The 18,381-nt window shown below is 73.1% G+C and carries 17 protein-coding genes; 10 read left to right on the forward strand and 7 right to left on the reverse strand.

Annotation, left to right across the window (positions count from 1 at the left end):
- Nucleotides 1-47 precede the first annotated feature (47 nt).
- From ABZ642_RS42410 to ABZ642_RS42420, 3 genes are all read left to right on the forward strand, one after another.
- Nucleotides 48-119, forward strand: coding sequence for a putative leader peptide (locus ABZ642_RS42410; RefSeq protein ID WP_311737274.1), 72 nt, complete (start codon nucleotides 48-50; stop codon nucleotides 117-119).
- Between the two features lie 75 nt (nucleotides 120-194).
- On the forward strand, nucleotides 195-749 hold the full coding sequence (locus ABZ642_RS42415; RefSeq protein ID WP_360495743.1) for a cysteine dioxygenase: 555 nt from the start codon (nucleotides 195-197) through the stop codon (nucleotides 747-749).
- On the forward strand, nucleotides 746-1,171 hold the full coding sequence (locus ABZ642_RS42420; protein ID WP_360495745.1) for a rhodanese-like domain-containing protein: 426 nt from the start codon (nucleotides 746-748) through the stop codon (nucleotides 1,169-1,171). Before ABZ642_RS42415 ends, ABZ642_RS42420 begins: the two co-directional genes overlap by 4 nt.
- Before the next feature lie 107 nt (nucleotides 1,172-1,278).
- On the opposite strand, the gene recX is transcribed toward ABZ642_RS42420, so the two are convergent.
- Entirely contained in the window at nucleotides 1,279-2,184 is a 906-nt protein-coding gene (gene recX, locus ABZ642_RS42425; protein ID WP_360495748.1) for a recombination regulator RecX, read from the reverse strand.
- Nucleotides 2,185-2,188: 4 nt separating this feature from the next.
- Nucleotides 2,189-3,319: a recombinase RecA gene (gene recA, locus ABZ642_RS42430; protein WP_360495750.1), complete on the reverse strand. Its 1,131-nt coding sequence runs from the start codon at nucleotides 3,317-3,319 to the stop codon at nucleotides 2,189-2,191.
- 614 nt (nucleotides 3,320-3,933) lie between these two features.
- On the opposite strand from recA, the gene ABZ642_RS42435 reads away from it, so the two are divergent.
- The 4 genes from ABZ642_RS42435 to ABZ642_RS42450 all read left to right on the forward strand — a co-directional run bounded on the left by ABZ642_RS42435 (nucleotide 3,934) and on the right by ABZ642_RS42450 (nucleotide 7,496).
- Nucleotides 3,934-4,209 (forward strand): polyprenyl synthetase, encoded by a 276-nt coding sequence (locus ABZ642_RS42435; protein WP_360495753.1) that lies wholly within the window; start codon nucleotides 3,934-3,936, stop codon nucleotides 4,207-4,209.
- Nucleotides 4,202-5,254 carry a polyprenyl synthetase family protein gene (locus tag ABZ642_RS42440; protein ID WP_360495756.1) on the forward strand — a complete coding sequence of 351 codons (1,053 nt, stop codon included), beginning with the start codon at nucleotides 4,202-4,204 and terminating at the stop codon, nucleotides 5,252-5,254. The genes ABZ642_RS42435 and ABZ642_RS42440 overlap by 8 nt, the downstream gene beginning before the upstream one ends.
- A gap of 114 nt (nucleotides 5,255-5,368) precedes the next feature.
- Nucleotides 5,369-6,529: an oxygenase MpaB family protein gene (locus tag ABZ642_RS42445; RefSeq protein ID WP_360495758.1), complete on the forward strand. Its 1,161-nt coding sequence runs from the start codon at nucleotides 5,369-5,371 to the stop codon at nucleotides 6,527-6,529.
- A gap of 223 nt (nucleotides 6,530-6,752) precedes the next feature.
- The gene (locus ABZ642_RS42450) at nucleotides 6,753-7,496 is read left to right on the forward strand and encodes a hypothetical protein (protein ID WP_360495828.1); all 744 of its coding nucleotides are present in this window, start codon (nucleotides 6,753-6,755) and stop codon (nucleotides 7,494-7,496) included.
- A gap of 144 nt (nucleotides 7,497-7,640) precedes the next feature.
- On the opposite strand, the gene ABZ642_RS42455 is transcribed toward ABZ642_RS42450, so the two are convergent.
- Together ABZ642_RS42455 and ABZ642_RS42460 are read right to left on the reverse strand one after the other, a co-directional pair.
- Complete coding sequence (locus ABZ642_RS42455) at nucleotides 7,641-8,894, reverse strand: AI-2E family transporter (protein ID WP_360495761.1); 1,254 nt, start codon at nucleotides 8,892-8,894, stop codon at nucleotides 7,641-7,643.
- A gap of 60 nt (nucleotides 8,895-8,954) precedes the next feature.
- Nucleotides 8,955-9,149 carry a DUF3046 domain-containing protein gene (locus ABZ642_RS42460; RefSeq protein WP_360495764.1) on the reverse strand — a complete coding sequence of 65 codons (195 nt, stop codon included), beginning with the start codon at nucleotides 9,147-9,149 and terminating at the stop codon, nucleotides 8,955-8,957.
- A gap of 80 nt (nucleotides 9,150-9,229) precedes the next feature.
- On the opposite strand from ABZ642_RS42460, the gene ABZ642_RS42465 reads away from it, so the two are divergent.
- Nucleotides 9,230-10,174 carry a hypothetical protein gene (locus tag ABZ642_RS42465; RefSeq protein WP_360495767.1) on the forward strand — a complete coding sequence of 315 codons (945 nt, stop codon included), beginning with the start codon at nucleotides 9,230-9,232 and terminating at the stop codon, nucleotides 10,172-10,174.
- A gap of 39 nt (nucleotides 10,175-10,213) precedes the next feature.
- Here ABZ642_RS42465 and ABZ642_RS42470 read toward each other — a convergent pair whose 3' ends face one another.
- From ABZ642_RS42470 to ABZ642_RS42480, 3 genes are read right to left on the reverse strand one after another with little or no spacing between them, the layout of a single operon-like run.
- A complete protein-coding gene (locus tag ABZ642_RS42470; protein WP_360495770.1) occupies nucleotides 10,214-10,522 on the reverse strand; it encodes an AzlD domain-containing protein in 309 nt (102 codons plus the stop codon).
- Nucleotides 10,519-11,265, reverse strand: coding sequence for an AzlC family ABC transporter permease (locus ABZ642_RS42475; RefSeq protein ID WP_360495773.1), 747 nt, complete (start codon nucleotides 11,263-11,265; stop codon nucleotides 10,519-10,521). Before ABZ642_RS42475 ends, ABZ642_RS42470 begins: the two co-directional genes overlap by 4 nt.
- A gap of 10 nt (nucleotides 11,266-11,275) precedes the next feature.
- Nucleotides 11,276-12,238, reverse strand: a complete 963-nt coding sequence (locus ABZ642_RS42480; protein ID WP_360495776.1) for an AraC family transcriptional regulator — start codon at nucleotides 12,236-12,238, stop codon at nucleotides 11,276-11,278.
- 207 nt (nucleotides 12,239-12,445) lie between these two features.
- On the opposite strand from ABZ642_RS42480, the gene ABZ642_RS42485 reads away from it, so the two are divergent.
- Both ABZ642_RS42485 and ABZ642_RS42490 read left to right on the forward strand, forming a co-directional pair.
- Nucleotides 12,446-17,428 carry an ATP-dependent helicase gene (locus ABZ642_RS42485; RefSeq protein WP_360495779.1) on the forward strand — a complete coding sequence of 1,661 codons (4,983 nt, stop codon included), beginning with the start codon at nucleotides 12,446-12,448 and terminating at the stop codon, nucleotides 17,426-17,428.
- A 94-nt stretch (nucleotides 17,429-17,522) separates the two neighbouring features.
- Nucleotides 17,523-18,359, forward strand: coding sequence for a DNA-formamidopyrimidine glycosylase family protein (locus ABZ642_RS42490; RefSeq protein WP_360495782.1), 837 nt, complete (start codon nucleotides 17,523-17,525; stop codon nucleotides 18,357-18,359).
- Nucleotides 18,360-18,381: the final 22 nt, after the last annotated feature.

Genomic DNA, 18,381 nt, shown 5'->3' on the forward strand with positions numbered 1-18,381 from the left:
CCCGTCCACACCGGCATGGTGTACTCCGCAACGTGAACGACACCACTGTGCGCCTGTGGCGGAAGGTCCATGTTGACCTGGTCCGCTATGCGGGCTGCGTGTGTCTCCCGTCCTGCTGAATTCGCTTTTTCTCCTTCCTTCTCAGGGGCGCCGTCTGCGCTCCCTTCGGCGAATCTTCATCAGGAACGGTGCACGTGTCTGCCTCTCTCTCCACTCCGTCCTCCCCCGTTTCCCCGTCCGCCTCCGCGCCCGGCGCCGCGCCCACCCAGGCGGACCTCCTCGACTTCGTCCGGCGGACGGCCGCCGACACCGAGCTGATCTCCTCGCTCCCGCTCGACCCGGAGGGCCGCACCTGGGTACGGCTCGACGGTCCCGGCGGCAGCGAGGCCTGGCTGATCGGCTGGCCGCCCGGCTCCGGCACCGGCTGGCACGACCACGCCGAGTCGGTCGGCGCCTTCCTCACCGCCACCGGTGAGCTGAAGGAGTACTCGCTCGCCACCAGGCTGCCCACCGACGGCTGGAAGACCCTGGAGCTCTCCGAGGACATCGACCGCGAGCGTCGGCTGCCCGCCGGAAAGGGCCGCTCCTTCGGCCGCGACCACGTCCACGAGGTGCTCAACGAGTCCACCGAGCACCATGCGATCTCCGTCCACGCCTACTACCCGCCGCTGCCGCGGATCCGCCGCTACAGCCGCAACGGACCGGTGCTGCGCCTGGAGCAGGTCGAGCGCCCGCAGGACTGGCAGTGAGCGGCGCCGGACAGCACCCCGTGGGCATCGACGAGTTGCTGGAGCGGGTGCGGGCCGACTACCGGCGCGTGGCGGCGCACGAGGCGTACGAGGCGGCGCAGGCCGGCGACGCCCTGCTGGTCGACATCCGGTACGCGGCGCTGCGCGAGCGGGACGGGGTGATCCCGGGCGCCCTCGTCATAGAGCGCAACGAGCTGGAGTGGCGCCTGGACCCCCAGGGCAGCCACAAGGTCCCCGAGGCCACCGGCCACGACCTCCGGATAGTCGTGATCTGCAACGAGGGCTACGCCTCCAGCCTGGCCGCCGCCTCTCTGCACCAGCTGGGCCTGCACCGTGCGACGGACCTGGTCGGCGGCTTCCAGGCCTGGAAGTCAGCGGGGCTGCCGGTCGACCCTGACAACGACGCCGACGCCGACCTCTAGTCCTTCGCCCTCGCCAGGACCAGCCGGCGTCTTGGGAGGGTGATCACCCCACCCCCTACAAGCCGCTGAGGCCTCGGCCCTGGTCGGCCGTCAGGCCTGCCTGCCCGTCAGAAGTCCCCGCCCTCGAGGAAGTCCGTGTCCTCGCCCTCCTCCTCCAGGGCTCGCCGGACGACCCTGAGGGCCATGCCCTCGGGGTATCCCTTGCGGGCGAGCATGCCGGCGAGGCGGCGGAGGCGTTTGTCCCGGTCGAGGCCCCGGGTGGAGCGAAGCTTTCGGGCGACGAGTTCGCGGGCCGTCTCCTCCTCCTGCTCGGAGTCGAGCTGGGCGACGGCCTCGTCGATGAGCGTCGATTCGACGCCCTTGGTCCGCAGTTCCTGGGCGAGCGCGCGGCGGGCCAGCCCCCGGCCGTGGTGCCGGGACTCCACCCACGCGTCCGCGAACGCGCTGTCGTTGATCAGCCCGACCTCCTCGAACCGCGACAGCACCTCCTCGGCGACATCGTCCGGGATCTCCCGCTTGCGCAGGGCGTCCGCGAGCTGTTTCCGGGTGCGCGGGGTCCCGGTGAGCAGGCGCAGACAGATCGCCCGCGCCCGCTCAGCCGGGTCCGCCGGAGACTCCCCCTGCTCGGCCCTCGACAAGGAGGAGGAACCCCCGTCCTCACCTGACGGCCCCCCGGAGCCACGCCGGCGGCGCGTCCCGGGCCGCCGCGAGCCACGGCCGGGTGATCCGTGTCCGCGGGGCCCGTCCGGGCCTTCGTGCGTGCCGTTCTCGTACGCGCTGTACGAGTCGGGCGGGCCGTCGTCCTCGTACGAGCCGTCACGCCCGTATGAGCCATCGCTCCCCCGTGTCGCTCCCCCGTCCCGGCGCCGACCTGCCACCGGGTGTCCCCCGCTGTCGCCCCCGTATCCGTCGCCGCCCGTGCCATAGGCCCCGGAACCGTCCCCGGTGCCCCTCCCCCGGGGGGCACCGGGGGACATGTACTCGTGGTCGGCCCAGTCGGTTCGTCGTGTCACGGCGTCAGCTCTTGGCGGTGGCGGCCTTGGGCTTGGTGACCTTGGCGGCCGCCGGGGCGGGCACCGTCTTCGCGGCGTCGGCCGGGGCCGCGGTGGTGACCGCCGCGTCCGCGCCGGGCTCGGCGGCGGGCTCCTGCGGGCGGACGCCGACGCCCAGCTTCTCCTTGATCTTCTTCTCGATCTCGTTGGCCAGGTCGGGGTTGTCCTTGAGGAAGTTGCGCGCGTTCTCCTTGCCCTGGCCGAGCTGGTCGCCCTCGTACGTGTACCAGGCGCCGGCCTTGCGGACGAAGCCGTTCTCCACGCCCATGTCGATCAGACCGCCCTCGCGGCTGATGCCCTGGCCGTAGAGGATGTCGAACTCGGCCTGCTTGAAGGGCGGCGCGACCTTGTTCTTGACGACCTTGACGCGGGTGCGGTTGCCGACCGCGTCCGTGCCGTCCTTCAGGGTCTCGATGCGGCGGATGTCGAGTCGCACCGAGGCATAGAACTTCAGCGCCCGGCCACCGGTCGTGGTCTCCGGGGAGCCGAACATCACGCCGATCTTCTCGCGGAGCTGGTTGATGAAGATCGCGGTGGTCTTGGACTGGTTGAGCGCGCTGGTGATCTTCCGCAGCGCCTGGCTCATCAGCCGGGCCTGGAGGCCGACGTGGCTGTCGCCCATCTCGCCCTCGATCTCGGCGCGCGGGACGAGCGCGGCGACGGAGTCGATGACGATGAGGTCGAGGGCGCCGGAGCGGACCAGCATGTCCACGATCTCCAGGGCCTGCTCGCCGTTGTCGGGCTGGGAGAGGATCAGGTTGTCGATGTCGACGCCGAGCTTCTGCGCGTACTCGGGGTCGAGGGCGTGCTCCGCGTCCACGAACGCGACCTGGCCGCCGGCCTTCTGCGCGTTGGCCACGGCGTGCAGGGTCAGGGTCGTCTTACCGGAGGACTCCGGTCCGTAGATCTCCACGACCCGGCCGCGCGGCAGACCGCCGACACCGAGGGCGACGTCGAGCGCGGTCGACCCGGTCGAGATGACCTCGATGGGTTCCTTCGTCCGGTCACCCATGCGCATGACCGCGCCCTTGCCGAACTGCCGTTCAATCTGTGCGAGTGCGGCTTCGAGAGCCTTCTCGCGGTCGGTACCTGCCATGGGTTCCACCCGGTTTGCTTGAGTCGATCGCTTCACGTCAAAGACGCTAACGCCTGCCACTGACAATGCGCCCCGACGCCGGTCCGGCCTGTGGATAACTCGGTGGCATATCCGCCCAAACCGTGTCGATCCGCCACTGGAGTCCCCGTCGGGAACCTCACCGGAGCCTCCATAAGAATGGATGTTCGATTTTCGTGTCAAGCGCACCACGCGGTACTCCCGCCACTTCCCCGCAGGGTGCTCACCCACCGCTCACCCACGGACTCCGGGCCGCTCACCCACGGACTCCGGGCCGCTCACCCACGGACTCCGGGCCGCTCGCCCAAGGACTCCGGGCGGTGCGTCGGGCAGTGACGGGGCGCGCCAGACGCGGGGAGGGGCGCACGGGGCGGGGACGGGCGGCGCCCTCGAATCGGTCGTACGCGGCACGCGGGCGGGGGCGCGCGGCGCACCGGGGGCGGCAGCCGGAAGCGGAACCCCGGCACGGCGATCCACACCACCCGGCAAGGCGTTCACCCGATCGTGAGTTTCCGCATGCCCGCGCCCGTCGTGCCGCGATCCTCGAAGAGGCGGCCGGTAGGCGGCGCCCCTGTGTGCCGTGGGTGGGAGAGCGCATGACACGTGAGACGGGACGACGCGGCCTGGACGAGCAGGCCGTACTGCTGGCGGCGGGGCTGGCCGACCTGGCGGTGAGCACGCTGGGCACCGCCGTCGGCACGGTACGGGGGCTGCTGCGCCGCTCGGACGCCGGTGCACTGGCGGCGGAGGCCGAGCACGACCTCACCGCGCGCGGACGCCTGGTCCTGGACCGGTACGCGACCGTGCCCCCGGCCCATCTGGAGACCCTCGCCCGGCACGCCCTCGCGCGGCGGACCGCCGACCATGACTGACCGGTGGGATCCGACCGCCTTCAAGGTCCGCGTCGACGAGGTACTGAACCGGTTCGTCGCTCAGGAGGCCGACCTGTTCGCGGCGATCGATCCGATCCTGGGCCCGGTGGCCGAACAGCTGGAGGCGGCGGTCGCGGACGGCAAACGACTACGGGCGGCGTTCTGCTACTGGGGCTGGCGTGCGGTGGGGCAGCCGGACAGCGACGCGCTGGTGCGGGCGGCGGCCTCCATGGAGCTGGTGCACGCCGCCGCCGTCGTGCACGACGACCTCATCGACGACAGCCCGCTGCGGCACGGGCGCCCCACGGCACATGTCGCCCTGCGCGCAGCCGTGCCGGCTCGCCCGTGTGCCGACGGCACCGCGCGGTCGCTGGCGATGCTCGTGGGCGATCTGCTGATGTCGCTGGCCGGGCAGCTGTTCGCGACCTGCGGTCTGCCCGCCGCCTATCTCGCCCGGGGCCGCCCCCTGTGGTCGCAGCTGGCCCGGGAGCTGATCGCGGGCGAGTGCCTGGAGATCCTGCGCACCGGTACCGGTCCGGACACGACCGCCTCGCTGAAGGTGATCCGCTACAAGACCGCCAAGTACACCGTCGAGCAGCCCCTGCTGATCGGCGGCGCCCTGGCCGGGGCCGGCGAGCGGCTGCGGGCGGGGTATTCCGCGTACGGGCTGCCGCTGGGCGAGGCGTTCCAGCTCCGCGACGACCTGCTCGGCCTGTTCGGGGAACCGGAGCACACCGGCAAGGCCAACGCCGACGACGTGCGCGGCCACCGGCCCACCGCGCTACTCGCGGAGACCTGGCGGCTCGCCCGTGACGACGACCGGGAGCGGCTCGCCGCGTTGCTCGGCAAGCGCGATCTGGGTGCGGAGGGCCTGGACGCGGTCCGCGAGGTGATGTGCCGGCTCGGGGCGCCCGACCGGATCGAGCACATGATCGGGGTGCGGGTCACGGAAGCGCTGGACGCCCTCCACTCCCTGGACGTGCCGGCCCCGGCCGCCGGCGCCCTGACCGCGCTGGCCCACTCGGCGGCGGTCCGCCTGTCCTGACACCCACCCGGTGGCACGGACGAACGAACCCATGAAGACACCCCACGAAAGACACCCCGCGAAGACACGCACGAAGACACCCGCGAAGAGATCCGCGAAGACAAGGAGCCCTGCGTGACCCACACCGAGGCATCGTTGGACGCCCTGCGGTACGCCGGTGACGAACTGGCCGACGCCACGGTCGCCGCACTCTTCGAGCGCGGGGAGGTGGGTACGTTCAACACCCTGATGCGCTATGTCTCCACCGTCGGCGCTCCCCTGCCCGACGGGCTGCCCGACGTCGCGCGGGAGTATCTGGAGGCCACCCGGGTCCCGCCGTCCTGGGTGGACTGGGGCGAGATGGAGAAGGCCCGGCTGTTCTTCATCGACAACAACGTGCACATCGCGACCGCGCTCTCCTTCGCCTCCATGCCCGCCTGTTACGTCGTCCCACGCGTGGCGAAGCTGCTGTCGGCCACGCACGGGCTCAGCTATCCCTCCAAGCGCATGGCGGAGACCGGCCAGTTCACCGTCTACCTGATGCAGCCCGACGCCTTCGAGGCCGGCGGCCGCTTCGTCCCCGCCGCCCAGAAGGTGCGCCTGCTGCACGCCTCCATCCGGCATCACCTCAAGCGCGAGAACCGCTGGGACACCGAGGCGCTGGGGACGCCGATCTGCCAGGAGGACATGATCGGCGGGCAGATGTTCTTCTCGCTGCTGGTCCTCGACAGCCTGCACCGGCTGGGCATCCATCTGTCCACGGAGGGCGCGGAGTCGTACTACTACGCGTGGCGGGTGGTCGGCGCCATGCTCGGCGTCGACCAGGAGGCCGTTCCCAAGACCCTCGACGAGGCCCGCCGCTTCCTCGACCTGTACATGATCCGGTACATGGGCCCCTCCGAAGAGGGCGCCCACCTGACCCGGCAGCTCATCGAGCTCTACGAGGAGGTCGTCCCCGGCACCTTCTTCGACCCGATCGTCCCGGCCCTCGTCCGCCACCTCGTCGGCGACACCTGCGCGGACTGGCTGGAGGTGCCGCGCACCCCGTGGGACACCGTCGTCAAGGCCGTACCGCACCTCCTCGGCGTCCTGGAGACCATCGAGGACCGCTCCCCGCTGGGTGCCTGGGCCCTGGACCGCCTCGGCCATCTCACCACCGTCCTCGAACTGTCCTCCCTCACCCGTGGCCGCGTCATGCACTACGCCATCCCGGAACATCTCAGGAAGGACTACGGCGTCCCGGGCGCGGTGCCCCGCACCCGGCGGTGGACCCCGCCGGCCGCCACGGTCTCCTGACCGTCCGCACGCCTACCGCGCACGCCTACCGCGCACGCCTGCCGCCCATGCCCACTGCCCACGCCTACTCCCGACGGCGTACGACGGGTGTCTTCGGCCGGACGACGACCGCGCGGACGGCCCCCGGGAGGGTGGTCGCATGCCCTCACCCCTGGAAAGTCCGTCCTCCGCGGAGACTCCGCCCTCCCTGGCGGGTCCGCTCCGGAATCCACCGGCGAGCCGCCTGCGCCGGGTCCGCCCCGCCGAGCGTCTCTGTCATGCGACCGGGGTGTTCCTCGTCCTCTCCGGCCTGGTGCATCTGGTGGTGTTCGCGGTCGACGGCGGCCCCTGGTACGGCCCGGTCTCCTGGCGCAAGCCGGTCACCTTCGGGCTGTCCTTCGGGCTGACGCTGATCGCGGTCACCTGGGTCACCTCGTATCTGAGGATCGGGGAGCGGCTGCGGACCGTGCTGCTCCTGGTGTTCGCCGCCGACTGTGTGGTGGAGGTCGGCGGGATCACCCTGCAGGCGTGGCGCCGGGTGCCCTCGCACCTCGACATGGAGACGCCGTTCGACACGGCGGTGTCGATGACACTCGCGGTGGGCGGCGGGGTCCTGGTGGTGCTGCTCACCGTCTTCGCCGTGGTGTCGTTCCGGCGGCGGCCGACCGGTCCCGTGGGCATGGCGCTCGCCGTGCGCTCCGGGTTCGCGGTCCTGCTCGTGGCGCTGGCCTCGGGGGCCGCGATGATCGCGCGCGGGGTGGTGCTCGTCCGGACCGGGCACCAGGAGGCGGCATACGACTCGACGGCCCCGCTCAAGCCGCTGCACGGGGTCAGTCTGCACGCGGTGGTGGTGCTGCCCGCGCTGGCCTGGCTGCTGTCCCGCACCTCCTGGAGCGAACAGGTCCGGTGGCGGGTCGTGGCCACGGCGGTGGGCTGCTACACGGCCGCCGTGGCCGCCGCCGGGGTGTGGGCGGTACTCACCTACTGATCGCGGCGGCCGTTGTCGATCCGGTGACCGCACTGACCACGGCGGCCGTCACGGATCCGGTGCCCGTTACCCCGATCACAGTGCCCGTCACCGATCCCGGTGGCCTTCACCGATCCCGGCGGCCGTCACTGATCGCGGCGGACCTCAGGCCGGGCCCTCTCCGGTGTCCTCGGCCGGCCGCTGCCATATCGTGCGCCGCGCGCGCGTGAGCAGCCCGGGGCCGGTCGGGCCGCGTCGGGTGCGGCCGTTCACCCGGGGGTCGTCCGTGACGTCGTACCGCTTCACATAGGCGCCCAGGAACGCCTGGAGCGTGGCCACCGCGGGGATCGCGATCAGGGCGCCGACGGCGCCGAGGAGCGCGGTGCCCGCGATGACCGAGCCGAAGGCGACCGCCGGGTGGATGTCGACGGACTTGGAGGTGAGCTTGGGCTGGAGCATGTAGTTCTCGAACTGCTGGTAGATCACGACGAACACCAGCACCCACACCGCGTACAGGGGGTTGACGGTGAACGCGATCAGCATCGGCAGCGCGCCCGCGAGATAGGTGCCGATGGTGGGGATGAACTGCGAGACCAGGCCAACCCAGACGCCGAGCACGGGCGCGTACGGCACGCCCAGGGCCTCCAGCAGGATGTAGTGGGCGATGCCGGAGATCAGCGCCATCACACCGCGCGAGTACAGATAGCCGCCGGTCTTGTCCACGGCGATCTCCCAGGCGCGCAGCACCTCGGCCTGGCGGGCGGGCGGCAGGACGGAGCACAGGGTGCGGCGCAGCCGGGGGCCGTCGGCGGCGAAGTAGAAGGCGAACAGGGTGATCGTCAGCAGCTGGAAGAGGCCGCCGAGCACCTGCCCGGAGACGTCGAGCACACCGGCCGCGCTGTTCTGCGCGTACTTGCGCAGCCAGTCGGAGTGCAGCAGACCCTCCTGGACGTCGACCCGCTTCACGTCGGTGTGAAAGGTGTGGTTGACCCAGTTGATGACCGAGTCCAGGTAGTCCGGGAAGTCTTCGACGATCTTGATGATCTGGCCGGCCAGCATCGAGCCGAGCAGCGTGACGAATCCCGCGACGGCGATGGCCAGGCCGAGGAAGACCAGGAAGGTCGCGAACCCGCGGCGCATGCCGCGGGAGGCCATCCAGCTCACCGCGGGCTCGATGGCGAGCGCCAGGAAGAACGCGATGAGGATGTTGATCAGCAGACCGGTGAGCTGGTGGAAGGCCCAGCTGCCCAGCTGGAAGGCGGCGATGAGGGCGAGCGCCAGCACCATGGCGCGCGGCAGCCAGCGCGGCATGCGGGCAGCACGTAGCGCGGCGCCGGCGGCCGGGGGTCCGGCGGGCGGCGTCGTGTCGACCGGGGATGCGTCCTGGGCGGTCCGCCCGTCGTCGTCAGTGGGTGCCACGGTGCAAGTCTCGCCGACGCCACTGACAACGTGTGGCCCGTATCCGATCTTTGTGCACGTTCAGCGCTTCTCCCCGGGAACGTTCATGACCGTGCAGACCACACGCCACACTTCCTTGGCCTCCCAGCCGGCGTTCAGCGCCTCGTGCACCGTGAGTCCGCCGAGCTCCGTCATCACATGATCGCGTGCGAAGGTGTCGGCGTACCCGGAACCGAAGTGTTCCGCCATCCGCTGCCAGAAGACCGTCAACCGCATGACACCAGTATCCCGCCCCTGAGAGTGGGCCCTGCCCGGGACCGCCTGCCGAGACCGCTTTCCGCCCTACGGTCTGACGCATGGCCGAAACCGGAGCTTCCCCACTCCCCCCTACGCCCCCGGCGCACTCCCCGCTCTTCCGCGCCGAACAGTTCATGTGGCTCACCGCACGCGTGCTGGAGCAGCGTCTCTTCGCCTACCACTTCCTGAGCGGCAGCCCCGATCCCGTGGAGACGGCGCTGGACGCCTACCGCAACGAGGACGGCGGGTACGGTCACGCGCTGGAACCCGACCTGCGCGGTCCGGTGAGCCAGCCGCTGCACACCGGGCGCGCGCTGGCCGTCCTGGACGCCATCGGTCGCTGCGGCGGGCAGCGGGTGGAGCGGGTGTGCCGCTATCTGACGTCCGTCTCCACCGCGGACGGGGCGCTGCCGGCGATCCATCCGAGCCAGCGCGGCTATCCGGCCGCCCCGTTCATCCCGATCACCGACGACCCGCCCAGCGAGCTGCTCGCCACCGGGCCGGTGGTGGGTCTGCTGCACCGCAACGAGGTCTGGCACGCCTGGCTGTTCCGGGCCACCGACTTCTGCTGGGAGGCGGTGGAGTCCCTGGAGAAGTCACATCCCTACGAGGTCGAGGCCGCCGTCGCCTTCCTGGACGCGGTACCCGACCGCGCCCGGGCGGAGGCGGCCGCCGACCGGCTGGGCCGCCTGGTGCGCGAGCACCGGCTGGCCGCGCTGGACCCGGAGCACCTGGACGCGTACCCGGTGGCGCCCGGCTACGCCCCGGGTGAGCACCACTTCCCGCACGACTTCGCGAAGTCCCCGCACTCGCTCGCGCGCGCATGGTTCACCGACGAGGAGATGACCCGCTCGCTGGACCACCTCGCCGCCGAGCAGCAGGAGGACGGCGGCTGGCCGATCGGCTGGCTCCAGTGGGCGCCGACCACCGCCCTGGAGGCCCGCCCGATGGTGACGGTCGAGGCGCTGCGCACGCTCAGGTCGTACGGCCACTTCGTGGGGTGACCCCTCTCTCAGCCGCTGCCCTCGCAGCCCCGGCCCCGCTCAGCCCGCGATGACACGCACCCCCGCGGTCACCAGCACGGCCGCGCCGACGACGACCAGGAAGGGCGCGCGCAGCACCAGCGCCACGGCGGCCGCCCCGAGCCCCGCGGCCCGGGCGTCCAGTACGAGCGTGTGCCCGTCGGCGAACGTCTGCTGGGCCGTGAGGGCGGCGAGCAGGGCCACCGGCAGCAGGGCGGCCAGCCGCCGCACCACCGGCCGCTCCAGGACGCCCGCGGGCACCAGCAGGCCGGCGAGCTTGACGGCGTAGCAGCCGAGGACGGTCGCGGCGATCGCGATCCAGGTGTTCATCGGGTCTCCTCGGAGGCGTCGTCGCGGGTACGACCGGACCGGCGGCCGGAGACGTACAGAACGGCCGGTGCCGCCAGCGCGGCCGCCAGGACCGGCACCCCGGCGGGCAGCACGGGCAGCAGGCCGAGTCCCAGCAGCACCGCGAGAGCGGCGACCGCGCGGTCGGTCGTGGTCTTCAGCATGGGGGCGAGCAGTGCCAGGAAGACGGCGGGTCCGGCCGCGTCCAGGCCCCAGGCGCCGGTGTCGCCGACGGCCTTGGCGCCGAGTGCGCCGAGCAGGGTGGTGAGGTTCCACAGCACGTACAGGCTGAGTCCGGTGACGGTGAAGCCGATCCGCGCGGCGCGCCGTGTCGGCTGGGCGAGCGTCACCGCGGTGGTCTCGTCGATCACCCACTGGGCGGCCAGCGGCCGTAGCGCGCGCGGCAGGGCCAGCACCTGCGACAGACGCAGCCCGTAGAACGCGTTGCGTACCCCCAGGAAGAAGGCGCCGGCCGCCGCGGTGAGCGGGTTGCCGCCGGCCGCGAGCGCCCCGACCAGGGCGAACTGGGAGGCGCCGGTGAACACCAGGAGGCTGAGTGCGCAGGTCTGGAGCAGGCCGAGCCCGCTGCCGGCCGAGGTCACCCCGAAGGCGAACCCGGAGAGTCCCACGGCGACGCCGACCCCGAGGGCGTCCCGGACGACGGCGGAGTCCGGTTTCGGCTCGCCTTCGCCATGTATGTCTGCGAGTGCTGTCTGCTGTGCCACGCCCAGGACGTTACGTACCGCCGTCCGGCGCGTCTTGTACGTTCTTGCGCCCGCTCGGGCGCGCGCCGCCGGAACCGCGCTCGCTCGGGCGCGCTCCGGAACGGTGCCCGCGCGGGTCCGGCCCGGGACCCCGCCCGCGCGGGTCCGCTCCGGTTCCGCGCTCGCGCTGGTAGGCGCCCGGCGGGACGCCGACGATCCGGGCGAAGTGCCGGTTGAGGTGCGGCTGGTCGGTGAAGCCGACGGCGACGGCCGCCTGGGCGGGTGCCGTGCCCGCGTCCAGCAGCAGCCGGGCGCGGCGTACCCGGGCGTCGGTCAGCCAGGTGTGCGGGGGCATGCCGTAGGCGTCGCGGAACGCCCGCAGCAGCGCGAAGGGGCTGGTGCCGAGGTCGGTGGCGAGTCGCTCCAGGGTCGGCGGCTCGGCCATCCGCTCCTCCAGCACGGCACGCGCGCGTGCGGCGAGCAGGGCGCCTGCGGTGCGGACCTGCCGCTGCGGCAGCGGACCGCCGTTCGACCGCAGCAGCCGGGTCACCGCCACCCGCAGCAGCGTGTCGGCGGCGAGCGCGTTGCCCTCGTCGGCGGCGCGCAGCACCCGGTGCACCAGGGAGACCGAATACGGGTCGTCGAGCATCGGGCTGACGAAGCCGGGGGTGCCCCGGATCGCGGTGGTCTCCGCGGCGATCGCCGCCACCAGTTCCGGGGACGGGTAGACCGCCCCGTACCGCCAGCCCTCGGGGACCCCGGCCCGGCCGGTGTGCGCGGTGTCGGGGTTGACGAGCGCGAGCGCCCCGGCGCCGACGGTCACGTCGGAGCCCCGGTGCCGGAAGACCTCGACCCCGTCCGCGATCCCGGCGATCACGAAGTGCTCGTGGGTGTGCCGGACAAACGTCTTGCGGACATACCGGGCGCGCAGCAGATCGACGTCGGGCAGCGCTTCGTACCGCCAGTGCCGCGCCCGCTCGTCCGATCCCGTCATACGCCCATTGTCGACCGCCCCGCCCCACCCGACCGCCCGCACCCCGGCCCCCGTTTCCCGTTTCCCGTTTCCCGCCGGGCCGCCGGCCGCCACCCCGTCCGGCTCTCCGCGGCCGGCCCCCGCCCCTCCCGCATATCCACACCCCCGTTCCTCCCGCATATCCAGAGGTCAGACCTGGTTGTCAGTGGCCGGGTGCAGGATGGACGCATGGCGAAATCCGCGCACCGAGCCCTCGACGGCTTCTCCCCCGCGACCCGCGGCTGGTTCACGGGGGCGTTTTCCGCGCCCACCGCGGCCCAGGCCGGCGCGTGGCAGGCCATCGGGGCGGGCTCGGACGTGCTGGTGGTCGCCCCGACCGGCTCCGGCAAGACGCTGGCCGCCTTCCTCGCCGCCCTGGACCAGCTGGCCTCGGCCCCGCCCCCGGCCGACCCGAGGAAGCGCTGCCGGGTGCTGTACGTGTCTCCACTCAAGGCCCTCGCGGTCGACGTCGAGCGGAACCTGCGCAGTCCGCTGACCGGCATCCGCCAGGAGTCCGTGCGCCTCGGCCTCCCCGAGCCGGAGGTCAGGGTCGGTATCCGCTCCGGCGACACCCCGCCCGCCGAGCGCCGCGCCCTGTCCACCCGCCCGCCGGACATCCTGATCACCACCCCGGAGTCCCTGTTCCTGATGCTGACGTCGGCCACGCGCGACGCGCTGACCGGCATCGAGACGGTGATCCTGGACGAGGTGCACGCGGTCGCGGGCACCAAGCGCGGCGCACACCTCGCGCTCTCCCTGGAGCGGCTGGACGAGCTGCTGCCGAAGCCGGCCCGCCGCATCGGCCTGTCGGCCACCGTCCGCCCGGTCGACGAGGTGGCCCGCTATCTCTCGCCGCGCCGCAAGGTGGAGATCGTCCAGCCCCGGTCCGGCAAGGAGTTCGACCTCTCCGTCGTCGTACCCGTGGAGGACATGGGCGAGCTGGGCGGCTCCCCGGCCACCGACGGCAAGGAGGGCGGGGACCGGCCGTCGATCTGGCCGCATGTGGAGGAGCGGATCGCCGACCTGGTGCAGGCCCACCGCTCGACCATCGTCTTCGCCAACTCGCGCCGGCTGGCGGAGCGGCTGTGCAACCGGCTCAACGAGATCGCCTACGAGCGCGTGACCGGCGAGCCGCTGGACGAGCACCACTCCCCCGCCGAGCTGATGGGCGGCTCGGGCGCGGCCCAGGGCGCCCCGCCGGTCATCGCCCGCGCGCACCACGGCTCGGTCTCCAAGGAGCAGCGCGCCCTGGTCGAGGAGGACCTGAAGGCCGGCAGGCTGCCCGCCGTGGTGGCCACCTCCAGCCTTGAACTGGGCATCGACATGGGCGCGGTGGACCTGGTCGTCCAGGTCGAGTCGCCGCCCTCGGTCGCCTCCGGCCTGCAGCGCGTGGGCCGCGCGGGACACCAGGTCGGCGCGGTCTCCACCGGCGTGGTCTTCCCCAAGTACCGGGGCGACCTGGTGCAGGCGGCCGTGGTCACCGAGCGGATGCGCACCGGCTCCATCGAGTCCCTGAGGGTGCCGGCCAACCCGCTCGACGTGCTGGCACAGCAGCTGGTCGCGATGACCTCGCTGGACACCTGGCAGGTCGACGACCTGCTCGCCATGGTCCGCCGGGCGGCTCCGTTCGCCTCGCTCCCGGAGTCGGCGTTCACCGCGGTCCTGGACATGCTCGCGGGCCGCTACCCGTCCGACGCCTTCGCGGAGTTGCGCCCACGCGTGGTCTGGGACCGGGTCGCGGGCACGGTCACCGGCCGCCCCGGCGCCCAGCGGCTCGCCGTCACCTCCGGCGGCACCATTCCCGACCGCGGCCTCTTCGGGGTCTTCCTGGCCGGAGCCGACCCCAAGAAGGGCGGCGGCCGGGTCGGCGAGCTGGACGAGGAGATGGTGTACGAGTCCCGGGTGGGCGATGTCTTCACCCTGGGCACCAGTTCGTGGCGCATCGAGGACATCACGCGGGACCGCGTCCTGGTCTCCCCGGCCCCCGGGGTGCCGGGCCGGCTGCCCTTCTGGAAGGGCGACCAGCTGGGCCGCCCGCTCGAACTGGGCCGCGCGGTGGGCGCGTTCCTGCGCGAGGTCGGCTCGCTGTCCAAGGACGACGCCCGGCTGCGCCTGCTCGCGGCGGGCCTGGACGCCTGGGCGGCGGACAACGTGCTGTCGTACCTCGACGAACAGCGCGAGGCCTGCGGCCATGTCCCCGACGACCGGACGATCGTCGTGGAGCGCTTCCGCGACGAACTGGGCGACTGGCGGGTCGTCGTCCACTCCCCCTTCGGCGCCCAGGTGCACGCCCCGTGGGCACTGGCCCTCGGCGCCAGGCTGTCCGAGCGGTACGGCATGGACGCCCAGGTCATGCACGCCGACGACGGCATCGTGCTGCGGCTGCCCGACGCCGATCTGATGGGCCTGGACCTGCTCGACCAGGCCCCCACGAGGTCGGGCACCGAATACGACGCCGAGCAGGCGCCCGTCGGCGCGGCGGACGTCGCCTTCGACAAGGGCGAGGTCAACCAGATCGTCACCGACCAGGTGGGCGGCTCGGCCCTGTTCGCCTCCCGGTTCCGCGAGTGCGCGGCCCGCGCGCTGCTGCTGCCCCGGCGCAGCCCGGGCAAGCGCACCCCGCTGTGGCAGCAGCGTCAGCGCGCCGCCCAACTGCTCCAGGTGGCGAGCGAGTTCGGATCCTTCCCGATCGTCCTGGAGGCGGTCCGCGAGTGCCTCCAGGACGTCTTCGACGTCCCCGGGCTCGTCGAGCTGATGGGCGACCTCGAATCCCGAAAGGTCCGTCTGGTCGAGGTCACCACCCCGGAGCCGTCCCCGTTCGCCCGCTCCCTCCTCTTCGGATACGTCGCCCAGTTCCTGTACGAGGGCGACTCCCCGCTCGCCGAGCGCCGCGCGGCCGCGCTCTCCCTGGACTCCCGGCTGCTGGCCGAGCTGCTGGGCCAGGCGGAGCTGCGCGAGCTGCTCGACGCGGACGTGCTGACCGAGCTGGAGCGCGAGCTCCAGTGGCTGACCGAGGACCGCCGGATCAAGGACCCGGAAGGCGTCGCCGACGTGCTGCGGCTGCTCGGACCGCTCACGGACGCCGAGTTGGCCGAGCGGGGCGCCGAACCGCACTGGGCCAAGGAGCTGGCCGGGGCCCGCCGGGCGATCAGGGTCCGGATCTCCGGCACCGACCGCTGGGCGGCGATCGAGGACGCGGGCCGGCTGCGCGACGCCCTCGGCACCGCCCTGCCGGTCGGTGTCCCCGAGGCGTTCACCGAACCGGTGAAGGACCCGCTCGGCGACCTCCTCGCCCGGTACGCCCGCACGCACGGCCCGTTCACGTCGGCCACGGCGGCGGCCCGGTTCGGCCTCGGGGTGGCGGTGACGGAGGGCGCTTTGCAGCGGCTGGCCGCGGGCGGCCGGGTGGTGCAGGGCGAGTTCCATCCGGCGGGCATCGGCCAGGAGTGGTGCGACGCGGCCGTGCTGCGCAGGCTGCGCCGCCGCTCCCTGGCCGCGCTCCGGCACGAGCTGGAGCCGGTGGCACCGGCCGCGCTCGCAAAGTTCCTGCCGCAGTGGCAGCACATCGGCAAGGGGCACGGGCTGCGCGGCATCGACGGACTGGTGCGCGCCGTCGAGCAGTTGCAGGGCGCGTCGGTACCGGCGTCGGCCCTGGAGAAGCTGGTCCTGCCGTCCCGGGTGGCCGGCTACACGCCCTCGATGCTCGACGAACTCACCGCCGCCGGAGAGATCGTGTGGGCCGGCGCGGGCGCCCTGCCGGGCAAGGACGGCTGGGTCTGCCTGTATCTGGCGGACGCGGCCCCGCTGCTCCTGCCACCGCCGCACCCCCTGGAGCTGACGGCCCTGCACCAGTCCGTCCTGGACACCCTCTCCGGTGGCTACGGCCTGTTCTTCCGTCAGATCGCCGACCAGGTCCGCGCCACCACCCACCCCGACGCCACCGACCCCCAACTGGCCGACGCCGTCTGGGACCTGGCCTGGTACGGCCGGCTCACCAACGACACGCTGGCCCCGATGCGCTCGCTGCTGGGCTCGGGCCGTACCGCGGGCGCCACGGCCCACCGCGCCAAGCGTGCCGTCCCACGCGGCCGCTACGGCTCCCTGACGGCGGCCGCCCGCACCGCCTCCCGTACCGGCCCGCCGACCGTCGCCGGCCGCTGGTCCCTGCTCCCGCAGCGCGAGCCGGACACCACCGTGCGCGCCCACGCCCTGGCCCGCACCCTGCTCGACCGGCACGGTGTGGTCACCCGGGGAGCGGTCGCGGCGGAGGGCGTCGAGGGCGGCTTCTCGGCGGTGTACCGCATCCTGTCGGCGTTCGAGGAGAGCGGGCAGGCCCGCCGGGGTTACGTCGTCGAGGGGCTCGGCGCGGCCCAGTTCGCGATGGACGGCGCGGTGGACCGGCTGCGCGCGGTGTCCAACGCCCGCGAGCGCGGGGAGGCACCCCTGGGCACCGGCTTCGGAAACCGCGCCCCGGCCACGGGCTTCGCGAACGGCGGCCCGGTCCATCCCGCCGGCTTCGGGGACAGCGGCCCGGCCACTCCTGCCGACTTCGGCATCGAGACCCCCCTCGGCCCCATCGACGAGGCCGACTTCCAGGGCCTGGACGGCGACTTCACCTGGCCACCCGAGCCGCCCACCGCCCCCGGGGACTACGTCTCCCCCAAGGACCTCGCCCCCGCCGACCCCTTCGCCGCCCCCGGCTACGGCGGCCCCCGAGGCGGCAGCCCCGCGAACCCCTACACCTACGGCAACCGCCACACCCGTACCCCGGCCACCCCCGATCCCAGAGCCGTGGTCCTCGCCGCCGCCGACCCCGCCAACGCCTACGGCGCCGCCCTGGCCTGGCCCGAGCCGCCGACCGGCGCCGGGCACAAGCCGGGCCGCAAGGCGGGCTCGCTGGTCGTCCTGGTGGACGGTGAGCTGACCCTCTACATGGAGCGCGGCGGCAAGACCCTGCTGGCCTGGCCCTCCGCCCCGGACACGGACGCCGGCGACGACCCCCGCCTGCGTACGGCCGCCGAGGCCCTCGCGGCCGCCGCCCGCGCCGGCACCCTCGGCACGGTGACGGTGGAGCGCGTCAACGGCGCCACGGCCCTGACCTCGCCGCTGGGCACCGTGCTGGAAGGAGCGGGCTTCATCGCGACCCCGCGCGGCCTGCGCCTACGGGCGTGACCCAGCAGGAACATGAACACCGCGCCCCCGGTGCGCCGCCTGCGCCCTCGCCGCCCCCGGTCCACCTTCCACGCCCCCGTGTCACCCTTGACCCATGCCCGAAGGTGACACGGTCTGGCAGGCGGCGCGGCGCCTGCACGACGCGCTCGCCGGCCAGGTGCTGACCCGCAGCGACTTCCGGGTGCCCAAGTACGCCACCGTCGACCTGACCGGCCGCACCGTCCTCGGCACCACCCCACGCGGCAAGCATCTGCTCACCCGCTTCGAGGGCGGCCTGACCCTGCACACGCATCTGCGGATGGAGGGCGCGTGGAAGGTCTACGGGAGCGGCGAACGCTGGAAAGGCGGTCCCGCCCACCAGATCAGGGCCATCCTCGGCGCCGCCGACCGCACGGCCGTCGGCTACCGCCTCCAGGTCCTGGAGTTCCTGCGCACCGGCGAGGAGGAGCGCGCGGTCGGCCACCTCGGTCCCGACCTGCTGGGCCCCGACTGGAACCCCGGCCGCGCCCTCGCCAACCTGCTCGCCGACCCCGCCCGCCAGCTCGGCGAGGCCCTGCTCGACCAGCGCAACCTGGCCGGCATCGGCAACGTCTACAAGAGCGAGCTCTGCTTCCTGATCGGCGCGACTCCCTGGCTCCCGGTCGGCGCGCTCCCCGCCGACCGCGCCGCACAACTCCCCGAGCTCGCCAAGCGGCTCCTGGAGGCCAACCGCGAGCGCCTGGTCCGCCGCACCACGGGCCTGCGCGACCAGGACCTGTTCGTCTACGGCCGTGCGCCTCGCCCCTGTCTGCGCTGCCACACCCCGATCCGGGTGGCCGACCAGGGCGACGGCTCCCGCGAGCGCCCCACCTACTGGTGCCCCGCCTGCCAGACCGGCCCCGCCCCCGGCTCTCGACACACCCCGAGAAGCCGCCCCCGCCCGACTAATTGACGACCCGTCAGAAACGCTCGTA

Origin of the sequence: Streptomyces sp. NPDC007157 (assembly GCF_040634235.1) — a bacterium.
Classification (GTDB): Bacteria; Actinomycetota; Actinomycetes; order Streptomycetales; family Streptomycetaceae; genus Streptomyces.